At 67.4% G+C, this 12,263-nt stretch carries 13 protein-coding genes; 11 read left to right on the top strand and 2 right to left on the bottom strand.

The features are described 5' to 3' along the window. Positions 1–16: 16 nt before the first annotated feature. Positions 17–292: a metal-sensitive transcriptional regulator gene (locus ACWEIJ_RS37405; RefSeq protein WP_449841994.1), complete on the bottom strand. Its 276-nt coding sequence runs from the start codon at positions 290–292 to the stop codon at positions 17–19. A gap of 242 nt (positions 293–534) precedes the next feature. Between ACWEIJ_RS37405 and ACWEIJ_RS37400 the strand changes: the two genes are divergently transcribed. From ACWEIJ_RS37400 to ACWEIJ_RS37390, 3 genes are read left to right on the top strand one after another with little or no spacing between them, the layout of a single operon-like run. After that, a complete protein-coding gene (locus tag ACWEIJ_RS37400) occupies positions 535–3,048 on the top strand; it encodes a molybdopterin-containing oxidoreductase family protein (RefSeq protein ID WP_449841993.1) in 2,514 nt (837 codons plus the stop codon). A 27-nt stretch (positions 3,049–3,075) separates the two neighbouring features. Then, positions 3,076–3,426: an ArsR/SmtB family transcription factor gene (locus ACWEIJ_RS37395; RefSeq protein ID WP_449841992.1), complete on the top strand. Its 351-nt coding sequence runs from the start codon at positions 3,076–3,078 to the stop codon at positions 3,424–3,426. A gap of 41 nt (positions 3,427–3,467) precedes the next feature. Further along, the gene (locus tag ACWEIJ_RS37390) at positions 3,468–3,860 is read left to right on the top strand and encodes an ArsR/SmtB family transcription factor (RefSeq protein ID WP_449841991.1); all 393 of its coding nucleotides are present in this window, start codon (positions 3,468–3,470) and stop codon (positions 3,858–3,860) included. A 7-nt stretch (positions 3,861–3,867) separates the two neighbouring features. On the opposite strand, the gene ACWEIJ_RS37385 is transcribed toward ACWEIJ_RS37390, so the two are convergent. After that, on the bottom strand, positions 3,868–4,932 hold the full coding sequence (locus ACWEIJ_RS37385) for a LuxR C-terminal-related transcriptional regulator (protein ID WP_449841990.1): 1,065 nt from the start codon (positions 4,930–4,932) through the stop codon (positions 3,868–3,870). 353 nt (positions 4,933–5,285) lie between these two features. Between ACWEIJ_RS37385 and aroA the strand changes: the two genes are divergently transcribed. From aroA to ACWEIJ_RS37345, 8 genes are all read left to right on the top strand, one after another. After that, positions 5,286–6,593, top strand: coding sequence for a 3-phosphoshikimate 1-carboxyvinyltransferase (gene aroA / locus ACWEIJ_RS37380; RefSeq protein WP_449841989.1), 1,308 nt, complete (start codon positions 5,286–5,288; stop codon positions 6,591–6,593). Then, positions 6,590–8,101 (top strand): 2,3-bisphosphoglycerate-independent phosphoglycerate mutase, encoded by a 1,512-nt coding sequence (gpmI, locus tag ACWEIJ_RS37375; RefSeq protein WP_449841988.1) that lies wholly within the window; start codon positions 6,590–6,592, stop codon positions 8,099–8,101. The genes aroA and gpmI overlap by 4 nt, the downstream gene beginning before the upstream one ends. Continuing rightward, a complete protein-coding gene (locus tag ACWEIJ_RS37370) occupies positions 8,098–8,523 on the top strand; it encodes a hypothetical protein (RefSeq protein ID WP_449841987.1) in 426 nt (141 codons plus the stop codon). The genes gpmI and ACWEIJ_RS37370 overlap by 4 nt, the downstream gene beginning before the upstream one ends. A gap of 75 nt (positions 8,524–8,598) precedes the next feature. Further along, the gene (locus ACWEIJ_RS37365; protein ID WP_449841986.1) at positions 8,599–9,273 is read left to right on the top strand and encodes a glutamine amidotransferase-related protein; all 675 of its coding nucleotides are present in this window, start codon (positions 8,599–8,601) and stop codon (positions 9,271–9,273) included. A gap of 15 nt (positions 9,274–9,288) precedes the next feature. Then, complete coding sequence (locus ACWEIJ_RS37360) at positions 9,289–10,350, top strand: inorganic phosphate transporter (RefSeq protein ID WP_449841985.1); 1,062 nt, start codon at positions 9,289–9,291, stop codon at positions 10,348–10,350. Between the two features lie 95 nt (positions 10,351–10,445). Then, positions 10,446–10,607: a hypothetical protein gene (locus tag ACWEIJ_RS37355; RefSeq protein ID WP_449841984.1), complete on the top strand. Its 162-nt coding sequence runs from the start codon at positions 10,446–10,448 to the stop codon at positions 10,605–10,607. Positions 10,608–10,635: 28 nt separating this feature from the next. Next, positions 10,636–11,886 (top strand): M28 family metallopeptidase, encoded by a 1,251-nt coding sequence (locus ACWEIJ_RS37350; protein ID WP_449841983.1) that lies wholly within the window; start codon positions 10,636–10,638, stop codon positions 11,884–11,886. A 4-nt stretch (positions 11,887–11,890) separates the two neighbouring features. Further along, positions 11,891–12,253: a carboxymuconolactone decarboxylase family protein gene (locus ACWEIJ_RS37345; protein ID WP_449841982.1), complete on the top strand. Its 363-nt coding sequence runs from the start codon at positions 11,891–11,893 to the stop codon at positions 12,251–12,253. The last annotated feature ends 10 nt before the right edge of the window (positions 12,254–12,263 follow it).

Raw genomic sequence — 12,263 nt, 5'->3', positions numbered from 1 at the left:
AACTAACAGCGACAGGTCAGGAACGGACGAGTCGGGCGATTGCGGCGCTGGCCTCGGCCAGCTTGCGGTCGGCGTCGGCACCGTCCTCGGACAGGGCCTCTCCAACGCAGCGCTTGACGTGGTTCTCGAGCAGATCCAGAGACACGGATCGCAGAGTGCGGCAGATCTTCGCGGTCAGGTCGAGGACGTCGATGCAGTAGGCGTCCTCGCGCACCATGCGTTCCACGTCCCGTACTTGGTCCTCCGCTCGGCGCAGCGCAGCGAGGTGCCTGGCCGGCGCGTCGTCGTGCATTCCCCGCCCCCGTACCGGTCAGATGACGCCGCAGGTGTCTATTCGGCCATTTGACTCGACAGATGTCAATATAGAGGCATCTCGAATCAGCATCGGCACATACGGTTTGGGAGGGTTGCCCGCTTGGGGTAAGTCCAATGTGGACAGATGGCTTGCTTAGATGGAATTGCACCTAGACAGCTATCTAACCAGCTCGTACGCTTCCCGGCGTTGACTGTGTCGAGGGGCTGAGGGGGCCGGTCATGACTGCACAAGAAGGCATGTCCCGTCGAGGTTTTGTGCAGGGAGCCGCTCTCACCAGTGCCGCTCTCGTCGTCGGCGGTCCGGGCTCGGCGATGGCCGCGCAGGAGGGCTCGGTGCAGGAGTCAGCTGTCTCGGACGGCAGAGCAGGCGCGGAGCTCGGTTTCACCAAGGACTCGGCCGCGCTCCAGGTGGACAAGACGATCACGTCGGCCTGTCAGTTCTGCAACGCCAACTGCCGGCTGCACGTCGGTCTGCGCGCCAACCGGATCATCAGCGTCGAGGGTGACCACGATGATCCGGTGCAGCGCGGCAACATCTGCGTGAAGGCGCCCATGATGGCCCAACTGGTCTACAACCAGTTGCGCCTGACGACGCCGCTGGTGCGAACCGGTGGTGAGAAGGGCTCGCCGGGTTCCACGTTCAGGCCGGCGTCGTGGGACGAAGCACTCGACATCGTCGCCAAGCGGCTGCTTCACCTGCGGGACAGCGGAAAAGCCCACGCGATCGCCAACCGGACCACCGGCAGGCTCCCTCGTGGCGTCGGCTCGCTGGTCGCGAGGCTGTTCGCGCTGCTGGGAAGCCCCAACAACACGGACGTCGGCCCGGTCTGCAACGACGCGGGTGGTAACGCGCTCAAGGCGTCGTTCGGCCTCGGCAACTTCACCAACGGCTACGGCGTCGACGGGGCCACGGGCAAGGACGACCTCGGCTCAGCGCGCTACCTGCTGTTCTTCGGCACCAACCAGGCGGAGACTCACCCGGTCACGTTCGACTACCTGCTCAGAGGTCGTAAGCGCACCGGTGCGAAGCTCGTCGTCATCGACCCGCGGCGCACGCCGACCGGCGCAGAGGCGGACGAGTGGCTGGCCGTCAAGCCGCACACCGACCTCGCGTTCGTTCTCGGCATGCTGCACCACATCGTCACGAACGACCTGCACGACCGGAAGTTCGTCGAACAGTGGGTGCTCGGCTTCTCCGAACTGCGCGACCATCTGAGGAAGTCCGGCTACACCGTCGACTGGGCCGCGAAGATCACCGGAATCCCGGCCAAGACCATTCGCCGGGTCGCCGAGGACTACGCGGGCGCGAAGCCCGCCGCGATCTTCTGCAACGCCGGCATCTCGCACCAGCTCGGCGCCTTCGACACCTACCGCGTCCTCACCTTCCTGGCCGCGGTCACCGGGAACATCGGCAGGCTCGGCGGTGGGTGCAACTTCATGCACAACACCTGGCCGGGCGATCTCGTGCTGCCGCCGCTCACGGTGAAGACACCGGACCTGACGCAGGCGCTTCCAGTCGGGCCCGACTACTTCGCCGAGTCGATCCTCACCGGCAAGCCCTACCGCCTCGAAGCGGTCATCACCGAGGGCAACCCGCTGATCTCCTCGGCGAACACCAACAAGGTGAAGCAGGCCTACAAGGAACTGGACTTCTACGTCTACACGGGCCTGTTCATGGAGGAGGCCGCGTACTACGCGGACGTCATCCTGCCCGTCTGCAGCGCCTTCGAGTTCGAGGGCGTCTACATGCGGCGTGACGACCGCGCCATCAGGTGGCAGCATCAGGTCGTGCCGCGGGTCGGGCAGTCCAAGCCGGACTGGGAGATCTGGATCGACCTCGCCGCGGCCCTGGGACGAAACGACCGCGAGAACCCGGCCTCGTACTGGACGGACGCCTTCCCCCAGCAGTGGAAGGACTACTCCGTGCTGTGGCAGGAGTTCGTGTCCCGAACGCCCGCCATGGCAGGCATGACCAAGAAGCGGATGGAGGCGCGCTCCGAACCTCTTCGGTGGCCGTGCCCGTCCGTGAAACACCCCGGCGCGAGCGTGCTCTTCCAGGACCACCCCTCGTGGTACGAGGTCACCGAAGCTCTTGGTGCCAAGGGCAAGAGGTTCCTCACCCCGAGCGGAAAAGTCGAGATCTTCACGCCGGAACTCGACAAGGCGCTCGCACCGTCCGGTCACACCGCACTGCCGATCTTCTACACCCACCCCGAGGTGACCGGGGCGTTGCCGACGCTGTCGTACCAGTCCGGTTTCGTCGTGAACCCGGTCAACCCGCAGGCGGTCACCAAGGCCGTGAAGCTCGGCGTCCCCGGCAGTGACGACGTCCACCGCGAGTTCCCGCTCATGGGGACGACCGGCAGGCCGAGCGTCGTCCACTTCGCCTCGGTGACGCACTGGACCCACACAGGTGAGCAGCTCAACGGCATCCGCCTCGTGCAGATCCACCCGGACACCGCGCGCCGCTACGGCATCGCAGACCGGGACAGCATCATCGTGCGGAGCCCGCGCGGCGAGGTGACCGGAACGGCGCTGTACTGGCCCGCCATCCGGGAGGACACGATCTTCGTCCCGAACACCTTCGGCCCGATGCAGCAGGTCGGTGACCAGTTCGGGGACCCGCGCTACGAGGCGGCCAACACGCTGGTCGACGACGGCCTGTACGACAACCTCTCCGGCCAGCAGGCGTACAAGGTCTTCGCCTGCAGCGTGCGGAAGGCTCCTTCGTGACGGCACAGCTGACGTAGGCTGTGGCATGTGACCTCGTCGAACGCCCCAGGGCTCCCGGTGATCACGGACGAGTGCGTCCGCGTCAGCCTCATCGCGGAGCCCTTGGGGCGTCCGGACGCCGAACGGCTGGCCAAGCTGCTCAAGGCCGTCGCCGACCCGGCACGCCTTCAGCTGCTGAGCCTGATCCACGCCGCCGCCGAAGGCGAGGCCTGCGTGTGCGACCTGACCGAGCCGCTGGGGCTGAGCCAGCCGACGGTGAGCCACCACCTGAAGATCCTCACCGAAGTCGGCGTGCTGACCAGGGAGCGGCGGGGCACCTGGGCCTACTACCGCCTGGTCCCGGAACGCTGGCGTGACCTTCGTGACCTCTTCGGCTGACCTTCCTTGCACGCAAAATAGATGGATGTCAAGATAGTGGTATGGCCAAGCTGAAGTCGGTTAAGGGATCGTCGTCTTCGGAGCCGTGCTGTGAGCCGGTGCTGTCGACGCCGCTGGAGCCTGAGCGCGCGACCGACGTGGCCAAGATGTTCAAGGCGATGGGCGACCCGATCCGGCTGCGCCTGCTCTCGCTCATCGCGGCGTCGTCGGCGACCCCCGAGGGTGAGTGCTGCGTCTGCGATCTCACGGACTCGTTCGACCTGACCGGCCCCACGATCTCCTACCACCTGAAGATCCTGCGCGAGGCGGGTCTGGTGGAGTCCGACCGCCGCGGCACCTGGGTCTACTACCGGCCGGTCCAGGAGAACTTCGCCAGGATGTCAGCTCTGCTGGCGATTCCCGGGGTGCCCGCCGTGGCCGCCGCCTGTTCCTGACGTTTTCCTACGAGGCGTGGTGTTCCGCCACGCGAGCGTGGGGCATCAGTTCCGCGATCGTGTCACCGCAGCACTTCTCCCGCTGGTAGGCTTTCTGGTCCGGCTGCAGCCAGCTGCGCGCGACCGCGTTCGCGCCCGCCTCGAAGCGGCTGCGCGCGTCGAGCTTGGTCATGAGATCCGCGACCATGCGTCGCACGGTGCGCAGCCCGAGGCCCAGCTTCTTGCACACCGCTTCGTCGGTGAGACCTTGGCCCAGCAGGCGAAGCAGTTCGCGCTCCATGTTGGACGGTCCGTCCGCGGCGCAAGGCGTCGAGGCGAAGGGGACGGCTGACGCCCACACCTGTTCGAAGAGTCCCACCAGAGCGGTGATGAACCCTGCTCCGGTCACCTGGAACGCGCTGCAATTGCCCAGTTCGGGATCGACGGGCAGCAACGCGGTAGTGCGGTCGAACAGCATCATCCACGTCGGCAAAGTCGGCGTCGTGCGGACCTGACCGCCGGTTGCTGTGAGCCACTCGGCGTACCGCAGCGTTTGCCGATTGTTGCAAGCACTGTCCTGATAGACGGTCCACACCGCCGCGCCGTTGCGGAGCAGGTCTTCGTCAATTGCCTTGCGCAGGTCCAGATTGCCGACGGACTGCTGCCCCGCGGGGAGAAGCGTGAGGCACTCGATTCGTGTTTGCCGTGCCAGTACGCCCACACGTGCCTGCACGGTCATGATGCCGTCGAGGCGCTCCCACTCGTTGCGGACGCCGGCGCCGCAGACTTCGTCGTACTCCGCGATGAAGCGGCCGACCGCGGCCTTGGTCGCGGCGAACTCATGTTGCTTCCGCAACAGTTCCGCGTGTTGACGGTCGAGCAGTGACTGCAGGGCGATGCTGGGGCTTCCAGGGATCAGCGAATCGGAAGTTCTTCGCAGAACACATAACTCGACCAGCCGATCAACGATCGCGAGCACCTCGTCCGCCGGGATGTCCAGCGTTTCAACGACTTCCTTGATCGTGCAACCTTCACGACCGAGTATGAAACGGTAGACGGACTGGGCTGACTGGTCCAACCCGAACGGCGGCATGTACCCCCCTAGGGTATGTGCGACAGGAAACCCTGTCGTGACCCCGAATTGCTCACCCCATGTCTTGCATTGAGAGACATCAATATAGCACCCCGGTCGGGTGGTGGGGCGTTTTCGGTGAACTGCGGGCATACAGAGGATGAATGGGCGGTGTTGGCGCCACTGACTCCATTGGCCCCCAGGCAACAACCTGCCAGGCACCTTGCTGCCTGCCGGTATCGCTTCCCCGGCCAGTCCTCGAAAAGCAGGCTGTCACCGCCCGGCTGACCGGCGCCCGAGGCGCACTCGGCGGCCGCTGAACGCAGGACGACGTCTAGGGGAGACCAATGACCACAACGGTTCAGGATCCGCGCATGGAAGCGACCGAGTTGACGGTGCGCACCCTGCCCACCTTCGAGCGTGTGGTGAACGTGCTGGGTTCGAAGAGCTACTCCAACCGGTACCTCGCGATCGCCTCGCTCGCCGCGGTGCAGGGCCAGGAGACGACGATCGAAGGCGCGCTGGTCTCCGACGACACCGTCCTGCTGGCGAAGGCGATCGAGCAGTTCGGCCACGCGACCGTCACGATCGACACCGAGAACTCCCGGTTCCACGTCGTCCCGACCGGGCAGCCCATGCGCGCTCCTGAAGAAGACATCTACGTCGGCGCCGCCGGAACCCCGTTGCGCTTCCTCATCTCCATGGCCGGCCACGCTCCGGGCACGAGCATCATCACCGGCACCAAGCGCATGCAGGAACGGCCGATGGGGTCGTTGCTGGACGCGCTGCCCGCACTCGGTGTCGACGCCACTGCCGTGCGCGGCAACGGAAGTCCGCCCATCAAGGTCGTCGGCGGCACCTTCCGCGGCGGTGCGACCCGCATCAGCGGCGCGGTCAGCAGCCAGTTCACCTCCAGCCTCCTGATCAACGCGACCCTCGCCGAGCAGGACGTCGAGGTCACGATCATCGACGACCTCATCTCCAAGCCGTACGTCAACATGACCGTCGCGGCACTGGCGGAAATGGGCGTCCAGGTGGAGCGTGACGGCTTCACCAGCTTCACGGTCCGCGCGGGACAGAAGATCCGCGGCGGCTCGGTCACCGTCGAACCCGACGCGTCGGGAATGTCCTACTTCCTCGCAGCGGCAGCGGTCCTCGGCGGCCGGATCACGATCCCCGGCATCGGTTCCGGCTCGCACCAGGGCGACGTCGGTCTGGTGGAGGCGTTCGTGCGCATGGGTTGTACGGCCGACGTCACCGAGGACTCGATCACCCTGCAGGGCGGCGATCTCCACGGCATCGACATCGACATGGAGGCCATGCCCGACGTCGTGCCGACCCTCGCGGTTGTCGCCGCGTTCGCGCAGGGCACCACCCGCATCACCAACATCGCCAGCCTCCGCGTCAAGGAGTGCGACCGCATCGCCGCCGTCACGACCGAGCTCCGCAAGATGGGCATCGAGGTCGACGAGGAACCGGACGCGATGACCATCACCGGCGGCACGCCCACCGGCGCCGTGATCGACACCTACGACGACCACCGCATCGCCATGTGCTTCGCCATCGCGGGCCTGCGCACCGAGGGTGTCGTCATCCGCGACCCCGGCTGCGTGGCGAAGTCGTTCCCGACGTTCTGGCAGACCCTGGACCAGCTGGCGACGGACGGTTCGAGCACCCTATGAGCAGCGGCATCCTCCTCGTTCTGGACGGCTGGGGGCACGCGCCCGCCGCCGAGGACAACGCCATCACCACCGCCGAGACGCCCGTGCTCGACGAGCTGATCTCCACCTGCCCCTCGCTGCTGGCCGACGCGTCCGGTACCGCGGTCGGCCTGCTGCCGGGCACGGTGGGCAACTCGGAGATCGGTCACATGGTGATCGGTGCCGGACGCCCGGTGCCGTACGACAGCGTGCTGGTGCAGCAACAGATCGACAGCGGCGAGTTCGCGTCGAACCCGTTGCTGTGCGAGGTGTTCGGCGAGCTCGCCTCGACGGGTGCGGCGCTGCACCTCATCGGGTTGGCGTCCGACGGTGCGATCCACGCTCACGTGGATCACCTGCGCCCGATCCTGCTCGCTGCCGCCGAGCAGGGGGTCGGCCAGGTCTGGCTCCATGCGATCACCGACGGCAGAGACGTGTCCGACGGCACCGCGGCCGACTACCTCGGAAAGATCGAGAAGTTCGGTGCGGAAGCCGGTGTCGGCACGCTCGTCACCGTGGTCGGACGCGGGTACGCGCTCGACAAGAGCGGGAACCTCGACCTGACCCGCGAGGCGGGCCTGGCCATCGCGGACGGTGCCGGCACGCCGGTAACTCGGCTGCTGGACGCCGTCGAAGCCTCCGACCGCGGTGACGAGTGGGTGGCGCCGAGCGTCCTGACCGACGACGGCGTTCCGGTCGGCCGGATCGCGGAGGGCGACGCGGTGCTGTTCACCAACTTCCGCAGCGACCGCATCCAGCAGCTGGCGGACTTTCTCGTCGGGCACCTGGCCGGGCGCTCGGTCAGGACCGTCAGCCTCGCCCAGTACGACACCGTCGCGGAGATTCCGCCGCTCGTGGGCCGAGCGGAAACCGGTGGCGGGCTGGCCGATGTTCTGCAGGAGCACGGGTTGCGCTCGGTGCGGATCGCGGAGACCGAGAAGTTCGAACACGTCACCTACTACGTCAACGGCCGCGACTCGGCTGTCCGCGACGGCGAAGAGCACGTGAAGGTCACGGCGGAGACCAAGCCGGACTACCGGGCACGGCCCGAGATGACCCTCGGCAAGGTCGTCGGGGAAATCGAGGCGGCAGCTCGAAGGTCCGATGTGGACCTCGTGGTCGCCAACCTCGCGAACATCGACGTCGTGGGGCACACCGGCGATTTCGACGCCACCGTGCTGGCGACCGCGCACACCGATCGGGCCGTCGCCCGGATCGTCGAGGTGGCCAGGGAAACCTCGCGCTGGGTGTTGCTGGTCGGCGACCACGGCAACGCGGAGCAGATGAAGAAGAACGGCCCGGACGGCACGCCGCGTCCGTACGGCGGGCACACGACGAACCCGGTCCCCGTCGTCCTCGTGCCCGCACCCGGTCAGGAGGTGGCGAGCGGCGAGCACGACAGCGTCTCGCTGGCCGACATCGCACCGACGGTGCTCGGGCTGCTGGGGCGGCCGCCCGGCGAGGTCATGACGGGGAAGCGGTTGTGGTGACGGGACAACTGGTGCAACCACAGCCCGTGCGGTGCACCGACGACTTCTTCGACTCACTCCGGTTGTCGCTGTCCGGCATCTCGCCGGGCGCCGAGCTGAAGCACGACTGCCTGAGCAGATCGGCCGTGGTCTCCATGTTCGAGGAGGGGGCCACCGCGTGCGCGGTGGATCTCGGGCCGGGTCTGTGGGCAGTCGTGCGGTCAACCGCGGACGGGCTCAACCGCGTGTTGTGCGTGCACAACGCGACACAAGAACGGCAGGTCTTCGAGCCTGCAACGCATCTGGGAGACGGCGAGCTCGTCTTCCTCGGTGGTGAAACCACTTCCAGCGCGAACGAGGGGCGCCTGGAGTGCGAGCTCGGCCCGCACGGCTTCGTGTGGATCGGCCGGCTCGGCGGCAACACAGCACGAACAAGTGAGTAGACGGGTTCACAGGGGAGGACCACGCAAATGGCACGATCGGCAGTGGCTCGGGGGGACCGGGCGCGACTCGCTCTGGTGGGTGACCGCAGCGATCGTCAGGCGGCGCACGGGCGGCTCGACGCCCTGATCCCGCACCTGGACGTTCAGGTCGACTGGGTGCCCAGCACCTCGGTCACGGAAGAGATCGCGGACTACGACGGCATCTGGGTGGTTCCCGGATCGCCTTACGCGGACAAGGAAGCGGTGCTGCTGGCCATCCGGCTGGCGCGGGAGACCGGCATTCCCTACCTGGGCACGTGCGGTGGGTTCCAGCACGCGCTCATGGAGTACGGCCAGTCGGTGCTCGGGTTCGCCGACGCCGACGACGTCCAGTACGACCCGGACGCCCGCACTCCGTTCATCGTCCCGCTGGAGTGCTCGTTGGCGGGAGAGCAGGCCTCGCTGTACCTCGCGGAGGGCAGCGGCCTCGCGGCGATCTACGGCCACGTCGAGAGCACGACCGAGACCTACCACTGCAAGTACGGACTGAACCCCGACTACGTCGACACGTTCATGCACAGCGCGCTGCGCATCTGCGCCTGGGACGCGGAGAAGGCGCCGCGCGCCGTCGAGCTTCCTGACCACCCGTTCTTCGTCGGGACGCTCTACCAGCCCGAGCTCTCGTCGACGCCCGGCAACGTCCACCCCCTGATCAAGGCCTTCCTGGCCGCAATGGAACTGCGGGCACGGACCGTGGCAGCTGAGTACTGAGAAGGAGATCCGCCAATGGAAGTTCTGGTACTGGTACTGGTGTTGGCGCTAGCCGCGGCGAACGGCGCGAACGACGTTCCCAAGGGCGTGGCCACCCTGTCCGCGGCAGGCGTCGCGAAGATCCGCACCGCGGTCGTCTGGGGAACGATCACCACTGCCATCGGCTGTCTGGTCTCGCTGACCTTCGCGGCGAAGATGACCGCGTTGTTCTCCAAGGGAATCGTGTCGGCCGCGCCGACTCCGGGCTTCGCCGTAGCGGTGCTGACCGGAACTTCGGCGTGGGTCGCGTTCGCCACCTGGCGCAGGCTGCCGGTCTCGACCACGCACGCCCTCGTCGGTTCGCTCCTGGGTGCCGGCGTCCTGTTCGCCAGCAGCGCGGTGAACTGGGGAGTGCTGCTGAACAAGGTCGTGGGCCCGCTGCTGCTCAGCGTGCTCTGCGCGTACGTCGTCTCGATCATCTTGACCTTCGTCGGCCGCTACACGGCGGGCAAGGCGACCAAGCGCTCGACCTCGGCTTCCGGTGAGAAGCCGGAGGTCGTCGACTCCAGTGGCGGTGCGAGCAGTGCGGCCACCGCGGTGGCGACCGAGAGCGCGTCGCAGGAGTCGGTCAAGCCCAAGATGACTCCTGTCATCCTGCTGCACTGGGTGACCAGCGGCTTCACCAGCTTCGCCCGCGGCATGAACGACGCCCCCAAGATCGTGGCGATCGGGTCCTTCGCCCTGGTCGGCGGCATGACGACGACCGGCCTGCTCTTCGGCGTCACGCTCGCCATGGCCATCGGCGGGCTCATCGCGGGTTCCCGGATCGCCAAGAGGCTGTCGGTCTGCGTCGAGAACATGACGCACGTCGAGGGCTTCACCGCGAACCTGACGACTGCCGCGCTGGTCGGCCTCGGTGCCTTCCAGGGTCTCCCGATGTCCACGACCCAGGTCTCGGTGGGCGCCATCGCCGGTACCGCGGGGACCGACTTCAAGCGCATCAAGGGCAAGTCGTTCCGCGACTTCGGCATCGCCTGGCTGGTCACTCCTCCGTTCGCCGCAGCGGTGGCGGCGCTGACCTACCTCATCACCGGCTGAAGCTGTTGACAGCCCGTCTTGGATCGATAGGCTTGTATCTAGAAGAACTTCGAAACAAGGCGGGCTGAGCTTCCGTTCGGAAGGGGCTGGGTTTCATGGCTGGCGAAGAGAAGACCGAGCAGGCCGGAGGGTTCGTCACCCTGCCTGTCGTCACCGGTTCCGCCACGAGCGGCGGCTGTTGCGGTGAGCCCGCGGACAGCTCGGGCGCCGTGGTCGGCGGCCAGGGCGACGGCTGCTGCGGCGAGCCGAACTCCTGATTTCTCAACTGTTCTCCGAGGGGGTGGAATGACGGGGTCCGAACAGGTCGTCGCCGACGACGACCTGCTGGCGCTGGCCGGCGCGATCGACGCGACACGCATGCTGTCCGATTTGGAATCGTTGTGTGCGCCGGAGTTCGCCGGTCGCGGAGTGGGTAGCGCAGGCCACGATCTCGCCACCGACTGGCTGACGGAGAAGTTCACGGACTTCGGCCTCCGGCCGGAGAAGCAGGTGTTCGACATCGCGGAGACGTTCAGACTCACCGCGGCCCCCGTGTTCCGCGTGGCCGGCCCCGATCCGGCCACGCTGGAACACCGCGTGGACTACGCCGAGCACCCGCGGTCGGGCCCGATGCCCGTGGCGGCCGAGGGAGTCGCGCGATCGCTGGACTCCGGGCCTCGCGCGGGCGAATGGGTTGTGCTGGACAAAGTTCCCCAGGGTGAGGCGTTCGCAGAACTCGCCGCGCAAGTACGCGCAGCGGGTGGAATCGGCTTGCTGACGCCGCAGAACCCCGACGGGTCGGGCTTCCTGACCAAGCGGGTGATGGGCGCCAAGCCCGTCGACCTCCCCGTGATCGCCGTGCGAACAGAACTCCTGGCGCAGATCGACGGCAGCGTCGTGCACGCCCGGGTCCAACTCGACCGCGGCCCCGTGACGGGGATCAACGTCGTGGCCGGCGTCGCCGGAACCGATCCCGATCTCGCTGACCGGCCCGTGCTGATCAGCGCGCACTACGACGGCGTTGGAGCGGATCCCGAGCGGCACTTCCAGTGCGCCGGGGACAACGGCAGCGGCGTCGCGGTGTTGCTGGAGATCGTTCGCGTCATCACGGAACGCGGCATCAAGCTGCCCCGCCCTCTTCTGTTCGCGGTGCTCGACGCCGAGGAGATCGGCGCGCTCGGCTCACGGCACCACGCCCGCCTGCTCGTGGACGCGGGCATCCGTCCCGACGTGATCAACGTGGACATGGCGGGCAAGTTCAACGGAGCCGTGGCCGCCGAGGTCGGCAAGGACACCGAGGCACTCATCGGCGTGCTGGACCGAGCCGGTCGCGCGTTGCGCATTCCCCTCGCCGGCGGCGCGGTCGCCTCGGACAACCGCAGCTATGCCGCGCGTGGGCTGTCGGCGGTGGGACTCGGCCTGGGCGCCGCGCACTACCACTCGCCACTGGACTCACTCGACCGGATCGACCCCGAGGCCCTGCGCATGGCCGGGCGGCTGATCGTGCTGAGTGCCGCCTACCTGGCACACGACATCCAGAACATCGTCAAGGAGTAGAACTATGGCCCCCGCAGCGCCTTCCGTGTCAGCACAGCTCATCCAGCTGGCGCCGGAGATCCGGGACAGCCACGCGAACCTCGTGTCGGCCAAGCAGGACTTCTTCAAGGCCGCGTTCGACGGCGGCGCGCTCGAGCCCAAGACCCGCGGTGCCGTCGCGCTCGCGGCCGCGCTGGTGCAGGGCAACGAGGAGACCGTCCGGTCGTTCCTCGCCGTCGCGAAGCAGCTCGGTCTCAACAACGAGGAGGTCGGCCAGGTCGCGGGCATCGTCGCCGCGCTCACCGGTGACGAGGCGCAGCGACCGTCGGCACAGGCGGCCGCCGCGACGACGGCGGCCCCGGCGAAGAAGACCAACACCTGCTGCTAGTCCGAGCGAA

The sequence above is a fragment of the Lentzea sp. NPDC004789 genome, assembly GCF_053601075.1.
Note: the sequence above shows the minus strand (reverse complement) of the source record. Positions and strands in the feature narration are given on the sequence as shown.